Annotated in this window: 15 protein-coding genes; all 15 read right to left on the reverse strand. The window is 66.5% G+C overall.

From position 1 onward, the window contains the following. Positions 1–66: 66 nt before the first annotated feature. Positions 67–741 carry a ribonuclease HII gene (locus DI041_RS09995; RefSeq protein ID WP_046983145.1) on the reverse strand — a complete coding sequence of 225 codons (675 nt, stop codon included), beginning with the start codon at positions 739–741 and terminating at the stop codon, positions 67–69. Beyond that, a complete protein-coding gene (gene lpxB, locus DI041_RS10000; RefSeq protein WP_046983144.1) occupies positions 738–1,997 on the reverse strand; it encodes a lipid-A-disaccharide synthase in 1,260 nt (419 codons plus the stop codon). The genes DI041_RS09995 and lpxB overlap by 4 nt, the downstream gene beginning before the upstream one ends. Further along, positions 1,994–2,785, reverse strand: coding sequence for an acyl-ACP--UDP-N-acetylglucosamine O-acyltransferase (lpxA, locus tag DI041_RS10005; protein ID WP_012510508.1), 792 nt, complete (start codon positions 2,783–2,785; stop codon positions 1,994–1,996). The genes lpxB and lpxA overlap by 4 nt, the downstream gene beginning before the upstream one ends. 16 nt (positions 2,786–2,801) lie before the next feature. Continuing rightward, the gene (fabZ, locus tag DI041_RS10010) at positions 2,802–3,260 is read right to left on the reverse strand and encodes a 3-hydroxyacyl-ACP dehydratase FabZ (protein WP_004150978.1); all 459 of its coding nucleotides are present in this window, start codon (positions 3,258–3,260) and stop codon (positions 2,802–2,804) included. Continuing rightward, the gene (lpxD, locus tag DI041_RS10015) at positions 3,257–4,279 is read right to left on the reverse strand and encodes a UDP-3-O-(3-hydroxymyristoyl)glucosamine N-acyltransferase (RefSeq protein WP_046983143.1); all 1,023 of its coding nucleotides are present in this window, start codon (positions 4,277–4,279) and stop codon (positions 3,257–3,259) included. Before lpxD ends, fabZ begins: the two co-directional genes overlap by 4 nt. A gap of 376 nt (positions 4,280–4,655) precedes the next feature. After that, complete coding sequence (gene bamA, locus DI041_RS10020) at positions 4,656–7,019, reverse strand: outer membrane protein assembly factor BamA (protein WP_046983142.1); 2,364 nt, start codon at positions 7,017–7,019, stop codon at positions 4,656–4,658. Positions 7,020–7,093: 74 nt separating this feature from the next. Next, complete coding sequence (gene rseP / locus DI041_RS10025) at positions 7,094–8,452, reverse strand: RIP metalloprotease RseP (RefSeq protein WP_046983141.1); 1,359 nt, start codon at positions 8,450–8,452, stop codon at positions 7,094–7,096. A gap of 55 nt (positions 8,453–8,507) precedes the next feature. After that, positions 8,508–9,698 carry a 1-deoxy-D-xylulose-5-phosphate reductoisomerase gene (locus tag DI041_RS10030; protein ID WP_046983140.1) on the reverse strand — a complete coding sequence of 397 codons (1,191 nt, stop codon included), beginning with the start codon at positions 9,696–9,698 and terminating at the stop codon, positions 8,508–8,510. A 2-nt stretch (positions 9,699–9,700) separates the two neighbouring features. Then, positions 9,701–10,537 (reverse strand): phosphatidate cytidylyltransferase, encoded by an 837-nt coding sequence (locus tag DI041_RS10035; RefSeq protein WP_046983139.1) that lies wholly within the window; start codon positions 10,535–10,537, stop codon positions 9,701–9,703. Then, entirely contained in the window at positions 10,534–11,301 is a 768-nt protein-coding gene (uppS, locus tag DI041_RS10040; RefSeq protein WP_046983138.1) for a polyprenyl diphosphate synthase, read from the reverse strand. The genes DI041_RS10035 and uppS overlap by 4 nt, the downstream gene beginning before the upstream one ends. Before the next feature lie 5 nt (positions 11,302–11,306). Further along, complete coding sequence (frr, locus tag DI041_RS10045) at positions 11,307–11,861, reverse strand: ribosome recycling factor (protein WP_004151064.1); 555 nt, start codon at positions 11,859–11,861, stop codon at positions 11,307–11,309. Positions 11,862–11,957: 96 nt separating this feature from the next. After that, on the reverse strand, positions 11,958–12,686 hold the full coding sequence (gene pyrH / locus DI041_RS10050) for a UMP kinase (RefSeq protein WP_005408745.1): 729 nt from the start codon (positions 12,684–12,686) through the stop codon (positions 11,958–11,960). Between the two features lie 120 nt (positions 12,687–12,806). Next, a complete protein-coding gene (locus tag DI041_RS10055) occupies positions 12,807–14,345 on the reverse strand; it encodes a GGDEF domain-containing protein (protein ID WP_046983137.1) in 1,539 nt (512 codons plus the stop codon). Between the two features lie 281 nt (positions 14,346–14,626). Further along, positions 14,627–15,502 carry a translation elongation factor Ts gene (gene tsf / locus DI041_RS10060; RefSeq protein ID WP_046983136.1) on the reverse strand — a complete coding sequence of 292 codons (876 nt, stop codon included), beginning with the start codon at positions 15,500–15,502 and terminating at the stop codon, positions 14,627–14,629. 125 nt (positions 15,503–15,627) lie between these two features. Continuing rightward, complete coding sequence (rpsB, locus tag DI041_RS10065) at positions 15,628–16,431, reverse strand: 30S ribosomal protein S2 (RefSeq protein WP_012510514.1); 804 nt, start codon at positions 16,429–16,431, stop codon at positions 15,628–15,630. Positions 16,432–16,561 lie beyond the last annotated feature (130 nt).

The following is a 16,561-nucleotide window of genomic DNA, read 5'->3' on the forward strand; positions in this document are numbered from 1 at the left end:
ATTTCCCGGTCGCCGGGTGCGTCCACGCTGCCGCGGTAGCGCCGGGCCATGCCCGGCGGCCGTTGTTCAGGCGATCGCGATGGCGATGTCAGCCGCCGCGGGCGGCGTTTCCAGGCACTCGCGCACGGGGGCGAAGCTGCGCCGGTGCTCCAGGCAGGGCCCGTGCTCGCGCAGGGCGGCCAGGTGGGCGGGGGTGCCGTACCCCTTGTGCTGTTCGAAGCCGTATTGCGGGTGGAGGGCATGCACGTCCAGCATGTAACGGTCGCGCGAAACCTTGGCCAGGATCGAGGCCGCCATGATGGCGCGGTCGATGCCGTCGCCTCCGACCAGCGCCTGTGCCGGCAGCACCAGGCCCTTCGGCACCACGTTGCCATCGATGCGGGCGAAGCCCGCCACATGGGCCACGGCCGCAACCACGTCGCGCATACCCTGCAGGGTCGCCTGGTAGATGTTCAGGCGGTCGATGGTGTCCACGTCCACCAGCACTACGTGCCAGGCCAGCGCCCGTTCGATGATGCGATCATGCAGTTGCTCGCGACGGGCCGCGGTCAGCTGCTTGGAATCGTCCAGGCCATTGATGCGTGGCCGCGATGGATCGAATACCACCGCCGCCACCGCTACCGGCCCGGCCAGCGGGCCACGGCCGGCTTCGTCGACGCCGGCGACCAGGCGCTCCGGTTCGATCACCGCGCCGCCGTCGAACAGCGCCAGGCTGGCCGCTGCGGCGTGGCGGCGGCTCATGCCTGGTCCTGTTCGCGCATCAGCAGTTCGCCGACGGCGTCGGCGGCGCGGGCCGAGGCATTGCGGCGCAGGCGCTCATGCAGGCGGGCATAGGTGCCCTGCAGATCGGTCACCCGCTGCGGGTGGTCGAACCATTGCTGGACCGCAGCCGCCAGTTTGTCCGGCGTGCAGTCGTGCTGCATCAGTTCCGGCGCCAGGTCCTGGCCAGCCAGGATGTTGGGAAGTGCGAAACGGTCCACCTTGATCAGACCCAGCGCCTTGACCAGCCGGTAGGTCAGCTCGTTGACGCGGTAGCCGACCACCATCGGCCGTTTCACCAGCATTGCTTCCAGGGTCGCGGTGCCGGAAGCCAGCACAACCACGTCGGCGGCGATCATCGCGTTGCGGGCCTGGCCGTCGAGCACATGCGAGTACGCCACCGGCAACGCCGAGCGCGACAGCTGCTCTTCGATCAGGCGCTTGCAGGCTGGGTTGGCGGCAGGCACCACCACATGCAGGCCGGGGATGCGCTCGGAGACCTGCCAGGCGGCCTCGAAGAACGGCTCACCCAGCCGCGAGATTTCACCCAGGCGGCTGCCCGGCAGCACCGCCAGCACCTTGGCCGAGGTCGGCAAACCCAGTGCGGCACGGGCTTCCTCACGGTTGCCGTGCAGCGGAATGTCATCGGCCATCGGATGACCGACGAAGCGCGCGTCGACGCCGTGCTTGGCATAGATCGGCGGTTCCATCGGGAACAGGCACAGCACCAGGTCGGCACTGCTGCCGATCTTCTCGGCGCGCTTCTCGCGCCAGGCCCAGACAGAGGGGCTGACGTAATGCACGGTGCGCACACCACGCTGCTTCAGCCAGCGCTCGATACCGAGGTTGAAGTCGGGGGCGTCGATACCGATGAACACATCCGGCTGCCAATCCAGCGCACGCTGGCGGAACGCCGAGCGCAGCTTCAGCAGGCGTGGCAGGTGGCGCAGTACTTCGGTCAGGCCCATCACCGCCAGTTCGCTGGCATCGTGCCAGGTCTGGCAGCCGGCGCTGCGCATCGCATCGCCGCCGATGCCGGCGAATTCGGCATTCGGGAAGCGCGCCTTCAGTTCACGCACCAGGCCTGCACCGAGCAGGTCGCCGGAGGCTTCACCGGCGACGAGGGCGATACGCAGTGGGCGCTCGCTGAGCACCCGCTGCGCAGGGACGCTGCCGGCCATCGAGGCCAGCGGGATCACGGCGGCGCTGGCCGGCGCCTGGCCGGTCGCGTTGCTCATCGCAGCAACGGCCTCTCGGCGTGCTCGATGAAGTCCAGCATGGCCTTCACGTCATCGCTGCCGCGCGCCTGTTCGGTCAGCTGCTGCTTGGCCTCGGCCAGCGGCAGGCCGGCCACGTACAGCGTGCGGTAGGCACGCTTGATGGCGGAGATGCGCTCGGCATCGAAGCCACGGCGCTTCAGGCCTTCGCTGTTGATGCCTCGCGGGCGCCCCAGAGAGTCGGTGCCGACCATGGTGAACGGCGGCACGTCACCGTTGGTCAGCGCGCCCATGCCGAGGAAGGCATGCGCGCCGATGCGGCAGAACTGGTGGGCACCGGCGAAGCCGCTGATGATCACGTAGTCGCCCACGGTCACGTGGCCCGCCAGAGTGGTGTTGTTGGAGAACACGCAGAAGTTGCCGACATGGCAGTCGTGCGCCACATGCGTGTAGGCCAGCATCCAGTTGTCGTTGCCGATGGTGGTGATGCCACCGCCACCGCCGGTGCCGCGGTTCACGGTCACGAATTCACGGAACACGTTGCGGTCGCCGATCACCAGCTCGGTGCGCTCACCAGCAAACTTCTTGTCCTGCGGTTCGCCACCGATCGCGGCGTGGCCGACGAAGCGGTTGTCGCGGCCGATCCGGGTCGGGCCGTGGATGCTGCAATGGGGGCCGACCACCGTGCCGGCGCCGATTTCCACATCGGCACCGATCAGGGTGAAGGCGCCCACCTGGACGTCATCGGCCAGGCGCGCGGCCGGATCGATGACGGCGGTCGGGTGGATCCGGGGTGCGTTGTCAGTCATTCCTGCCTCCAGTGGATCAGCCCTTGGCGCCGGCGCACATGACTTCGGCCGAGGCAACGACTTCACCGTTGACCTTGGCTTCGCCGTAGTACCAGCCCATGTTGCGGATCAAGCGCTTCATCTGCACATCCAGCAGCAGTACGTCGCCGGGGACGACCTGCTTGTTGAAGCGGGCGTTTTCCACCTTGACCATGTAGAACAGCTTGGACTGCGAGTCGCGGCCGAGCGTGAGCTGGGTCATCACGCCACCGGCCTGGGCCAGCGCTTCGATGATCAGCACGCCGGGCATGATCGGGCGGCCCGGGAAATGACCCTGGAAGAAGGGCTCGTTGATGCTCACGTTCTTCTGCGCCAGGATGCGCTTGGCCTCGATGTCGAGCTCAAGCACCCGGTCGACCAGCAGGAACGGGTAACGGTGCGGGAGCAGTTCCTGGATCTGGCAGACGTCGATCGGAAGCTGCAGCGTGTCGTTCATTCTTTCTCCTTGCCAGCAGCCAGGACGCGGCGAGCCAATACGTCCAGCTGCTTGAAGCGCGCGGCGTTCTTGCGCCACGTGCGGTTATCGGTCAACGGGGTACCGGACGAGTATTCGCCCGGCTCATGGATGGAGTTGCGGACCACGGACTTGCCGGTGATCACGACCTTGTCGCAGATCTCGAGGTGGCCGACTACGCCGACGTGGCCGCCGAGCAGGCAGTAGCGGCCGATCTTGGCGCTGCCGGCGATGCCGGTGCAGCCGGCGATGGCCGAGTGCGCGCCGATCTGCACGTTGTGCGCGATCTGCACCAGGTTGTCCAGACGAACGTCCTCATCCAGCACCGTGTCTTCCAGCGCTCCGCGGTCGACGCAGGTATTGGCTCCGATCTCGCAGTCGTCGCCGATGCGGACACCACCGAGCTGCGGCACCTTGATCCACTTGCCGGCGTCCATCGCCAGGCCGAAGCCATCGGCGCCGAGCACGGCACCGGGGTGCACGCGGACGCGCTTGCCGAGCTTGACCCGGGTCACCAGGGTAACCCGGGCAATCAGTTCACAGCCGGAGTCCAGGCTGCAGTCTTCGCCGATCACGCTGCCGGTGCCGATGATGCAGTTCTCACCGACCACGCTGCGTGCGCCGATGGAGACGAACGGACCGATATGCGCGCTGGCCGCGACCTGGGCGCTGGGATCGATGACGGCGCTGGGATGGATGCCCGGCGGGCGCGTCGGCGCGATGTCGAACAGTGCAGCGATCTTGGCGAAGGTGGTGTACGGGTCCTTGGCCACGAGCGCGGCGCCGGGGGCGGCCTCGGCGTCTTCGGCACGCAGCACCACCAGCGAGGCGTGGCTGTCGGCCAGCTGCGCACGGTAGCGCGGGTTGGCGAGGAAGGTCAGCTGGCCTGGGCCGGCATGGGCGAGGGTGGCCACGCCATGGATGGCGGTGGCGGGGTCGCCATGGACCTGCAGGCCGAACTGCTCGGCGAGTTGCTGGGCGGTGTAGGTGGGAGTATTCACGGCGGGAGTTTAACGTGTGACGCCATTTCGGTCATGCAGGGTCAAAAGCGGCGCCTGCCTGATGTCCCGGGGTGATGGCGCAGGGGGCTGCCCAGGACACGCCGTAAACCCATCCCTGGGGGCTCGATGGCGCCATCCATGGCGCCAACGGTCCTGGTCAGCCCCCTGCGCCATCACCAGATGATTCCACGCGAGCGCGGGAAGTAACGGCGGCGGCGAGCAAGTAGAACGAAAACGCCGGGCAATGCCCGGCGCTTCGCACCCCGACTGGTGGAGAGCCCCCCTTTGTTAAGGGGGGCGCGCCAGCGGCGCGGGGGATAGGTGAAATGCGGGGGCAATTCACCGGAGGTGGATCAGTTCTGAGGAACGACGTTCCTCAGAACTGGCCACCGAACGTGAATTGCAGCCGCTCGACCTTGTCGCCGTCTTCCTTCTTCAGCGGGAAGGCGTAGCTGATCGAGATCGGGCCGACCGGGGCGCGCCACAGCAGGGCCACACCGGTGGACACGCGCAGTTCGTTGGCCTTGAAGTTGTCCACGCCGGTGTAGACGTTGCCGAAGTCGACGAAGGCCGACACGCGCGCCGACGGGCTGTCGAACAGGCGCGGGAAATAGGCTTCGACCGAACCGACGGTCTTCAGCGAACCACCCAGCGGCTGGCCTTCCGGATAACCGGCGGTGGCTTCACGCGGGCCGAGGGTGTTGTCCTCGAAACCGCGCACCGAGTTGGTACCACCGGCGTAGAAGTTCTCGTAGAAAGGCAGGCCCGATGCGGTGACCGAACGCAGGTTGCCATCCTTGTCCGGCACCATTGCGGTCTTGTCGCTGCCATAGCTGTCACCGTAACCAACTTCGGCGCGGGTGTTGATGACCAGCGACGGCATGATCGGCCAGTACTTGCTGATCTGGTAGTTCAGCTTGTAGTACTCGATGGTCGAGCCCGGCAGCGTCGTTTCCAGGCCAACGCGCTGGTAGGTACCGCGGGTCGGCATGAAGTAGTCGTTGCGCGAGTCGCGTGCCCAGCCCAGCTCCGTGCGCCAGGCATGGAAGGTCTTGCTGCCCAGTACGTTGATGTAGTCGATGATCGACTGCGGCGTCGAGCCCTGGTAGGTGGTGATCTGGTTGCTGTCGATGCCGAACATCAGCGAGACGGTATCGGTCTCGGTGATCGGCACGCCGAACACCACCTGCGCCGAACCATTGGTGCTGTTGTACTGCGCGGTGTTGAAGTCGGAGTAGTCCAGCTCGCGCCAGGACAGGTTGTAGCCCAGCGACACGCCGTCATCGGTGAAGTACGGGTTGGTGTAGCTGAAGCCGTAACGCTGCAGGTAGCTGCTGCGCGAGGCTTCGACCGACACGCGGTTGCCGCCGCCGAGGAAGTTGTTCTGCGACAGCTGCACCGAGGTGGTCATGCCGTAGGACTGCGAATAGCCCAGGCCGAACACGAAGCTGCCCGAGGTGGTTTCCTTGACGTTGTAGACGACGTCGACCTGGTCGTTGCTGCCGCTGACGGCCGGGGTTTCCACTTCCACCGACTCGAAGTAGCCCAGGCGCTGCAGGCGGATCTTGGAGCGGTCGATCGCGGCCTGCGAGTACCAGCTGTTCTCGAACTGGCGCATTTCGCGACGCATCACTTCGTCGGACGTACGGGTATTGCCGCGGAACAGGATGCGGCGCACCGACACGCGTGGGCCGGGAACGACCTGCATGTTGATGGCAACGGTCTGCTCGGGGCGGTTGGTGGTCGGAATCGGGTTCACCTTGGCGAAGGCGTAGCCGATGTTGGACAGCGAATTGGTGATGGTATCCGAGCTGAATTCCAGCAGCGCACGCGAGAACGTGTCGCCGGATTTCTGGATCACCATGCGCTCGACGTCCTCCTGCGGGAGGATGGTGTCGCCGCTGACCTTGATCTCGGAGATCTTGTACTGCGCGCCTTCGGTCACGCCGGCGGTGAGGAACATGTCGCGCTTGTCGGGGCTGATCGACACCTGGGTGGAGTCGATGCTGAAGTCGACGTAGCCGCGGTCCAGGTACCAGGAGTTGAGCTTTTCCAGGTCGCCGGACAGCTTTTCCTTGGAGTACTGGTCGTCACGGCGGTACCACGACGCCCAGTTGTGCTCCTTGGACTCCCAGGTTTCCAGGATGTCCTTGCTCTCGAACTTCTCGGTGCCGACCAGGTTGACGTGGCGGATCTTGGCCGCCTTGCCTTCCTTGATGGCGATCGCGATGTCCACGCGGTTGCGGTCCAGCGGGCTCACCGTCGGGGTGATCTCGACGGTGTACTTGCCACGGTCGTTGTACTGGCGGCGCAGTTCCTGGGTCACGCGGTCCAGGCTCAGGCGGTCGAAAGTGCCACCCTCGGTCAGGCCGATGTCGGACAGGCCCTTGAGCAGCTGCTCGGACTTGATGTCCTTGTTGCCGGTCACGGTCAGCTTGTTGATCGCCGGGCGTTCCTTGACGGTCACCACCAGGATGCTGCCCTGGCGGTCCAGCTGCACGTCTTCGAAGAAGCCGGTCTTGTACAGGGCGCGGATGGTCTCGCCGACCTTGCTGTCAGTGACCGTCTCGCCACGTTCCACCGGCAGGTAGGTGAACACCGTGCCCGAGCTGATGCGCTGCAGGCCATCGACGCGGATGTCGCTGACAGTGAAGGGCTCGGCTGCCTGGGCAAGGCCGGGGGCGCCGGTGACGGCGGCGAGGGCGAGGGCCAGCAGGCGGCGATTGGGGAGTCGCGTCATGTCACGTCCGGTAGGAAGGTCGATTTCATTGGTGCGGGATGCCGACGCTGTAGACGGCAACAACGTGGAAAAGTTCATCGCGGGACCAGGCCGAGGATGTCGTTGTAGAACGCCAACCCCATCAGCCCGGCCAACAACGCCAGGCCGATGTATTGGCCGGCGGCGATGGCACGCTCGCTCAGCGGGCTGCCCTTGACCAACTCGATAAGGTAATACAGCAGGTGGCCGCCGTCCAAGATCGGGATCGGCAGCAGGTTGATGATGCACAGGCTGAGCGACAACAGGGCAAGGAACTGCAGGAACCAGTCGAGGCCGCGCTTGGCCGAGACATTGGCCACGCGGGCGATGGTGACCGGCCCGGAAACGTTCTGCAGCGAGGCTTTGCCGGTGACGATGCGGCCCATCATGCCGAGCGAATCGGCCGCCAGGCGGCCGGTTTCACGTACCGCGACGGTGACCGAGTCCAATGGGCCGTAGCGCAGCAGGGTGTCGTAGGGTGGGCTGAATTTGGTCGGGAACTGAACGCCGATCTGCCAGGTGGGGTCGCCCTTGGCGTCCTGGCCCTTGCGTGGCGTGACTTCCAGCGCCAGGCGCTCGCCGCCACGCAGGACCTCGATCATGCCCGGGCCGCCGGCACGCCCCAGCGCCTGGATCTCACCGATCACCTGGTCGGCGCCGTCGATGCGCTGGCCGTCGATGGCCACGATCAGGTCGCCCGGCTGCAGTTGCCCGCTGACGACCGAATCCGGGGTCAGCGATTCCACCAGCGCCGGCTGCAGCCACGACTGCCAGTACAGGCCCGCCAGGATCGGCACCCGTCGTTCATCGAAACCGGCTGGCAGCTGCGACAGGGGGAGGGTACGCACGCGCACCTGTTCGGCCGGGTCCAGCACTTCCAGCTTCACGTCACGGCGGTCCATTGCCGCGGCGGTCAGCGCCATGCTGGCCTCGCCCAGGGTCACCACCTGGCGCTCGTCCACGCGCAGCACGCGGTCACCGCTGCCGAGGCCGGCTGTGGCGGCGATGCCGCTGACGCGGCCTATGGTCGGCGAATAGTCCTGCTTGCCGATCACGAACATCGCCCACAGCAGCAGGATGCACAGCAGCAGGTTGGCGATCGGTCCGGCGGCGACAATGGCGATGCGCTGCCAGACCGTTTTGTGGTTGAAAGCCTGGCCGCGTTCGTGCGGATGGACCTCCACCTCGCGTTCGTCGAGGAACTTCACGTAGCCACCCAGAGGGATGGCGGCAATGGCGAACTCGGTGCCGTGCTTGTCGCGGCGCGACCACAGCGGGCGCCCGAAGCCGACCGAGAAGCGCAGCACCTTGACCCCGCACAGGCGGCCTATCCAGTAATGCCCGAATTCGTGGAAGGTGACCAGCAGCCCGAGGCTGACAATCATCCACCAGACCGATCCGATGAAATCAGTCATGCAGGCTCACATTGGCGGGCAGGGGCGGCGTCGTCATGCTGGGCGAGGCGTTCGTTCAGGCGGCGGCGATGGTGTTCAGGGTGAGCTGGCGTGCCCGCTGGTCGGCGGACAACAGAACCTCAAGTGTATCGGCTGCTTGGGTCGGCAGTGTTGAAAGAGCGTTAGCAACCAGTTCCGGAATGGTCAGGAAACCGATCCGGCCCTGAAGAAACGCTGAAACCGCCTCTTCATTGGCGGCGTTCAGCACGGCCGGGGCAGTGCCGCCGGCCTGCATGGCCTGCCAGGCCAGCGCCAGGCACGGGAAGGCTTTGGTATCCGGGGCCTCGAAATCGAGCCGGCCCTGCGCCAGCAGGTCCAGCCCGGCCACGCCCGATTCGATGCGCTGCGGCCAGCCGAGGCCAACGGCCAGGGTGGTGCGCATGTCCGGCAGGCCCATCTGGGCCAGGGTCGAGCCGTCAACGAACTCGACCAGCGAATGGACCAGGCTCTGCGGGTGCACCAGCACTTCGATGCGCTCGCCAGGGATGCCGAACAGGTGGTGGGCCTCGATCACTTCCAGGCCCTTGTTCATCAACGTCGCCGAATCGACCGAGATCTTCGGGCCCATCGACCACTTCGGGTGGGCCACGGCCTGCGCCGGGGTGACCGCGGCAAGCTCGGCGCGGCTGCGGCCGCGGAACGGGCCGCCAGACGCAGTGAGCAGGATGCGGCGTACGCCGGCGCCATCGACACTGGCGTCGCGCGAGCGCAGGCACTGGAAGATCGCGCTGTGCTCGCTGTCGATCGGAATGATCTCGGCGCCTGCCTGCTGGGCGGTACGGGTCAGCAGTTCGCCGGCCAGTACCAGTGATTCCTTGTTGGCCAGCAGGATGCGCTTGCCGGCGGCGGCCGCGGCCAGGGTCGAGGACAGGCCGGCAGCGCCGACAATCGCCGCGACCACGGTGTCGCAGGCGTCGCTGGCGGCCAACTGGTCCAGCGCGGCATGGCCGGCGTGGGCCTCGGTGGACAGGCCTGCCTCGCGCAGGCCGTCGCGCAGCTCGGCGAACAGCGATTCGTCGGCGATCACCGCATGCGCCGGACGGTGCTGCCGGCACAATGCCAGCAGCGCCTGCACCTGGCGGCCGGCGGCGAGCACGGTGGCCTGATAGCGCTGCGGGTGGCGGGCGATCACGTCGAGCGTGGAGGCACCGATCGAGCCGGTGGCGCCGAACACGGCGACCCGGCGCAGGTCTGCGACAGCATTCATGGTCAGAACCCGAAGATTTCCTTGCCCAGCGCGAACACCGGCACGGCGGCAAGAACACCGTCGACACGGTCGAGCACGCCACCATGGCCCGGGATCAGGTGCCCTGAGTCCTTGGCACCGGCATGGCGCTTGATCAGGCTCTCGAACAGATCGCCCAGCACCGAGGCGAACACCGCCACCACCGAGGTGATCAGCAGGCCCGGCAGGTGTGCGATGTCGATGCCGGCCAGCCAGCCCAGGCCGACGGCCACGGCGACACCGGCCAGCAGGCCACCGAACAGGCCTTCCCAGGTCTTGTTCGGGCTGATGCGTGGGGCCAGCTTGTGCTTGCCGAAGTGACGACCAGCGAAATAGGCGCCTGAATCGGCGGCCCAGACCAGCGCCAGTGCGGCCAGCAGCCACAGGTGGCCCTGCTTGCCGGGCGGATCGCCGCCGGCGTGGATCAGTACCAGCGCGGCCCAGGCCGGGACGATGGCCAGGGAGCCGGCCAGCATCTTCACGATCCGCGAGGGTGCCGAAGGCTGGGCGCCGAAATTGAAGAAGCGCAGCCAGACCAGCGCCGCCAGCCACCAGGCAACGCCGGCCAGGGTGGTGATCTGGAACAGCACCAGCGTGCTGCCATCGGCCCAGACCAGCAGCACCATCAGCAGCAGGTTCAGCACCAGCAGCACGGTACGCGCCAGGGTGTCTTCGATCCCGGCCAGCTTCAGCCACTCCCACAGGCCGATCAGCAGCACGGCGGCGGCGGCGGCGGCCAGCCATTGCGTCGGCAGCAGCAGGATCGCGGCAATGGCGACCGGCGCCATGATCAGCGCGGCGAGGACTCGGGTCTTGGTCATGGGCTGGTGGTCTCGGTGGCCAGTGCGGCGATCTGGGCGCTGGTCAGGCCGAAGCGCCGCTCGCGGCTGCCATAGGCGTCCAGCGCCTGTTGCAGCAGGGCCGCATCGAAGTCCGGCCACAGCGCCTCGGTGAACCACAGCTCGGTGTAGGCCAGCTGCCACAGCAGGAAGTTGCTGATGCGGGTGTCGCCACCGGTGCGGATGAACAGGTCCGGCGGCGGCAGATCGGCCAGCGCGACCTGACGGCCCAGCAGCGATTCGTCGATCTGCTCCGGCAGCAGGCGGCCTGCCGCGACTTCGGCGGCCAGTTCGCGCGCGGCACGCGCGATGTCCTGGCGGCCACCGTAACTGGCGGCGATCGACAGGGTCAGTGCGGTGTTGTCGGCGGTGCGCTGCTCGGCCAGCTGCATGCGGCTGACCAGCCCGGCGCCGAAGCGTTCGCGCTCGCCGATGAAGCGTACGCGCACGCCACGCCGATGCAGCTCGTCCACTTCGCGGTCGAGCGCGCCGAGGAACAGCTTCATCAACGCGTCGACTTCTTCCTGCGGCCGGCCCCAGTTCTCGCTGGAAAACGCGAACAGGGTCAGCGCCGGGATGCCCAGTTCAAGGCAGCGCTCGATGGTGCGGTTGACCGCGCGCGCGCCGGCACGGTGGCCGATCACGCGCGGGCGACGGCGCTGCTGTGCCCAGCGTCCATTGCCATCCATGATGATGGCAATGTGGCGGGGCAGGGCAGCCGGCAACGGAGGCGGGACTGAAGGCATCGACTTCAGACCGACAGCAGTTCTTTTTCCTTGTCGGCGACGACCTTGTCGACGTCCTTGATATTGGCGTCGGTCAACTTCTGGATGTCGTCTTCGCCGCGCTTCTTCTCGTCTTCGCTGATCGCCTTGTCCTTGTCCAGCTTGGCGATTTCCTTGTTCGCGTCCTGGCGGATGTTGCGGATCGCGATCTTGGCGCCTTCACCTTCCTTCTGCACCTGCTTGGCCAGCTCCTTGCGGCGCTCTTCGGTCGGCGGCGGCATGTTGATGCGGATCGCGGTGCCCAGGGTGTTCGGGGTGAACTCGGCGTTGTAGAGACCCTTCTCGATCTCCTTGATCATGCTCTTGTCGAACGGCGTGACCAGCAGCGAGTGGGCGTCGGCGTTGGAGATCGACGCAACCTGGTTCAGCGGGGTGCTGGCATTGCCGTAGGCATTGACCGTAACCCGGTCTAGCAGGGCCGGCGTGGCGCGGCCAGTGCGGATCGAGGTGAGGGTGTGCTTCAGAGCGTCGATGCTCTTGGCCATGCGCGTCTGCGCGTTGTTCTTGATGTCGTTGAGCATCGCCCGGTCCTGGGTGTAACTGGAATCGGGCGATTATAGGCGAATACGGGACGCTGCCGGGCCTGAATCGACCCGCAGCTCGCCTGGCGCTCAGGCTCAGGCCGGATCGCGGCCCTGGACCAGGGTGCCGATGTTCTCGCCGTTGAGGATCTTCAGCAGCTCGCCCGGCTGGCCCATGTCGAACACGCGCATCGGCAGGTCGCTGTCGCGCGCCAGCGCGAAGGCGGCGGTATCCATCACTTCCAGGCCGCGGCGGATCACTTCGTCGTAGCTCAGGCTGTCGAAGCGGACCGCGTCACTGTGCTTGTTCGGGTCCTTGTCGTAGACGCCATCGACCTTGGTCGCCTTCAGCAGCAGGTCGGCGCCGATTTCGATGGCGCGCAGGGCGGCGCCCGAATCGGTGGTGAAGAACGGGCTGCCAACGCCGGCGGCGAAGATCACCAGGCGGCCCTTTTCCAGGTGGCGGATGGCGCGGCGGCGGATGTAGTCCTCGCACACGTCGTTGATCTTGATCGCGCTCATCACGCGGGCCTTGGCGCCCAGCTTTTCAAGGGCATCCTGCATGGCCAGCGCATTGATGACCGTGGCCAGCATGCCCATCTGGTCGCCGGTGACCCGGTCCATGCCGCCAGCGGCCAGGCCGGCACCGCGGAAGATGTTGCCGCCGCCGATCACCAGTGCCACTTCGGCACCGGCCTGCTGGGCTTCGATGACCTCGCGGGCCAGGCGGTTGATGATCTTCGGGTCGATGCCGTAGTCCTCATCTCCCATCAGCGCCTCCCCGGACAGTTTCAGAAGGATGCGGCGATAGGCGAGCTTGGACATAGGGACCTCGGGTGCGTGGAAATCGCGGGCGATTCTACGCGCATGCAGCGTTGCGCCAAAGTGTTTTGTGCACTGCGGCGCAAAATGCCGGCGTTCACCCCGGTCATCCGGGGCGTTCGTTCAGCCCAGTTCAGCGCCGGCGGTGGCTGACAGCTCGTCGTGGCCGAGGGCGCCGGGCGAGCGGGCGATCACCCGGTTGCGGCCCAGGTTCTTCGAGCGGTACAGCACGTCGTCGGCGGCGCGCAGCAGGTCCTGCACGTCAGCGAAGCGCTCGTAGCCGCCCTGGGTGGCCACGCCGGCGGAGAAGGTGACGAACAGCGGGCCACCCTCGATCTCGGCCATCGGCGTGGCAACGATGTTGGCCAATACCCGGCGGATTACGTCCAGTGCCACCGACTCGCTGGTATTGGGCAGCAGTGCGACGAACTCCTCACCGCCAAAGCGGGCCACGGTGTCGCTGTTGCGCAGCTGGCCCTGCAGCTTGCCGGCGAAGGCCCGCAGCACTTCGTCGCCGGTCAGGTGGCCGTGGGCGTCGTTGATCTTCTTGAAGTCGTCGAGGTCGATGAAGGCCACCGACAGTGGCCAGCCCTGGCGGCCGGCGCGCAGGAATTCCTGTTCCAGCACCGCCTCCAGCTGGCGGCGGTTGAGTACGCCGGTCAGTGCGTCGCGGTGCGCCTGGTCGGCCAGGCGCTTGGCCCGGGCCTCGAATTCGTCGGCGCGGCGGCGTGCCTGGTCGGCATCCTGCAGTTCGCGCAGGTTGCGCAGGGTCGCCAGTTCCTGGGCGTGGTCGATCAGTTCGCGCACCCGCGACGGCGAGTTCAGTCCGGCCTCGAACAGGCTGGCGATGTCCGGCAGGGCGGCACTGATGCGGGCCAGCACCTGGTCGAAGCGGGCGCTGTCCAGCTCCAGGCGGTCGTGTACCTGCTGCAGGGCGCGTTCGCGGGCGGCGTCGGCATCGGTATCCAGCCAGATGTCGGCCACCGCGCCGGACAGCTGTACGCACGCCTGGAACGGCGATTCGGCAGCGCCTTCATCCTCGCTGTGGCTGATGCTTTCCACCAGGTAGCGCGGCAGGCCCCATTGTTCGGCCACCCAGGCGCCGACATCGGCGTGGCTGCAACCCAGTTCGCTGCGCTCGCGCGCCACCAGGTCGGTGTTGTCGCCGGCCTCGCGCAGCAGCGGCAGGTAGCGTTCCGATTCGGCCTGGGCCAGGCAGAGTACGCCGAGGTCCTGTAGCAGGCCGGCCAGCATGAGCTCCTCCAGCCGGCGCAGGCCGCGGGCCTGGCCCAGCTGGCTGGCGGCCAGTGCGCTGAGGATGCTGCGCTTCCACGCCCGCTGGCGCAGGTCATGATCGGCCCCAGCGCCACCGGTCAGGCCCTGTGTGACGGTGAAGCCGAGCGCGAGGCTGATCGTGGCGTTCAGGCCGAGCATGGTCAGTGCCTGGCCGAGGTTCTCGATCCGGCGGCGGCTGGCATACAGCGGCGAATTGGCGATGCGCAGCATGCGAGCGCTCAGCGCCATGTCGATGGCGATGATGTCGGCGGCGGTGGCGATGTCCGCTTCCGGGTCCTGGGCCAGTTCGATGATGCGCAGGGCAATACCGGGCGGCGAAGGCAGGTTGCGGCAGAGCGCCAGGGCAGCTGTCAGCTCGGGAGGCATGTCGGATCGTTCAATTCCATTAGGACAAGAATACCTAGGAATACATCACAGTCCGCGACTTTCGTTCCTGCTATGTGACTGTGGATTCCCTGCGCCGAGTATCGGCCTGATTCGCGCGCAACGCAAAGACCCTGGGTGCCGGTATGCGCACCAACGGTGCGCACCCACAGATATGGCAGAGATGGCACCAGCGGTGCGCACCTGTCACCGGGGCGGGCATAAAAAAAGAGCCGCGGTTCCCCGCGGCTCCTTCTGGTCGCATCACAGCCGGGAGGCTGGAATCAGACCTGCATCGCCTTGGCAACTTCGGCGGCGTAGTCTTCCACCACCTTCTCGATGCCTTCGCCGACGACCAGCAGCTTGAAGCCTGCCACGTCGGCGCCAGCGGCCTTGACCACCTGCTCGACGGTGGTGTCGCCCAGCACGTAGGTCTGGCCGTACAGGGTCACGTCGCTGACGATCTTGTTGATCTTGCCGCTGATGATCTTTTCCAGGATCTCGGCCGGCTTGGCCTTGTCCTTTTCGGACATCTTGGCCAGCTCGATTTCCTTTTCCTTCTCGACGAACTCGGCCGGGACGTCCGCAGCCTTGTTGTGCGGCGGCTTCAGGGCAGCCACGTGCATGGCCAGGCCACGGGCCAGCTCGACGTCGCCGCCGACCAGGTCGACCAGCACGCCAACCTTGCCGTTGGTGTGGACGTAGGCGCCGATGGTGTTGTTGCCATCAACCTTCACCATGCGACGGATCTGGATGTTCTCACCCAGGGTCTGCACGGCGGTGGCGCGGGCTTCTTCAACGGTGCGGCCATCGGCCAGCTTGGCAGCCTTCACGGCTTCGACGTCGTTGGCGCCCGATGCCAGGGCGGCAGCGGCGACGGAATCGACGAAGTTCTTGAAGTTGACGTCGTTGGCGACGAAGTCGGTTTCCGAGTTGACTTCGACCAGCACGGCCTTGCCGCCATCCTGGGCCAGGCCCAGACGGCCTTCGGCGGCCACGCGGTCAGCCTTCTTGTCGGCCTTGGCAGCGCCGGACTTGCGCATGGCTTCAGCAGCAGCGTCGATGTCGCCGTTGGCTTCGGTGAGAGCCTTCTTGCATTCCATCATGCCGGCGCCGGTGCGCTCGCGCAGTTCCTTGACCAGGGAAGCAGTGATTTCCACGGGATTACCTCACGAAAGAAAGGGGTTGGGCCGGCATGGTGGCCGGCCCGTGTGACAGTGTCCTGTCGTCGCGCCATCGGCAGCGGACAGGACAGGTGGGCGCGTGGCGCCCACCGGGGCCTGGATCAGGCCTGGGCTTCGCCCTTGTCGGCAGCAGCCTTCTTGGCCGGAGCGCGGCGGGCCGGCTTGGCGTCTTCGGCCGGAGCGTCGGCGAACTCTTCTTCACGGACGGTGGCGGCGTGCGGAGCAGCAGCCTTGCCTTCCAGCACGGCGTCGGCGGCGGCGCGCGAGTACAGCTGCACGGCACGGATGGCGTCGTCGTTGCCCGGGATCGCGTAATCCACCAGTTCCGGGTTGTAGTTGGTATCAACCACGGCGATGACCGGGATGCCCAGCTTCTTGGCTTCCTTGATCGCGATGTCTTCGTGGCCGATATCGATCACGAAGATGGCGTCCGGCAGGCGGTTCATGTCCTTGATGCCGCCCAGCGAGGCTTCCAGCTTGTCGCGCTCGCGACGCAGGCCCAGCACTTCGTGCTTGACCAGCTTCTCGAAGGTGCCGTCGGTTTCACCGGCTTCCAGTTCCTTCAGGCGGGCAACCGACTGCTTGACGGTACGGAAGTTGGTCAGGGTGCCGCCCAGCCAACGCTGGTTCATGAACGGCATGCCGCAACGCTCGGCTTCTTCCTTGATGGTTTCGCGGGCGCTGCGCTTGGTGCCCAGGAACAGGACGGTGCCGCGCTTCTGGGCAACCGACGAGATGAAGTTCATCGCATCGTTGAACAGCGGGACGGTCTTTTCCAGGTTGATGATGTGGATCTTGCCGCGGGCGCCGAAGATGTACGGAGCCATCTTCGGGTTCCAGTAGCGGGTCTGGTGGCCGAAGTGGACGCCGGCTTCCAGCATCTGACGCATGGTGACCTGGGGCATTGCAATACTCCTGATATGGAACCGGCGATTCCGCCCGCGGGATAGGTATGCGGGACGCGTGGAAGCGCGGATGGTTCCGGGGTTGGGCTTCCCTGTTGCCTCCGTGGCCGAACTCCTTGCGGAGCACCCC

The sequence above is a fragment of the Stenotrophomonas maltophilia genome, assembly GCF_004920835.1.
Classification (GTDB): Bacteria; Pseudomonadota; Gammaproteobacteria; order Xanthomonadales; family Xanthomonadaceae; genus Stenotrophomonas; species Stenotrophomonas maltophilia_AQ.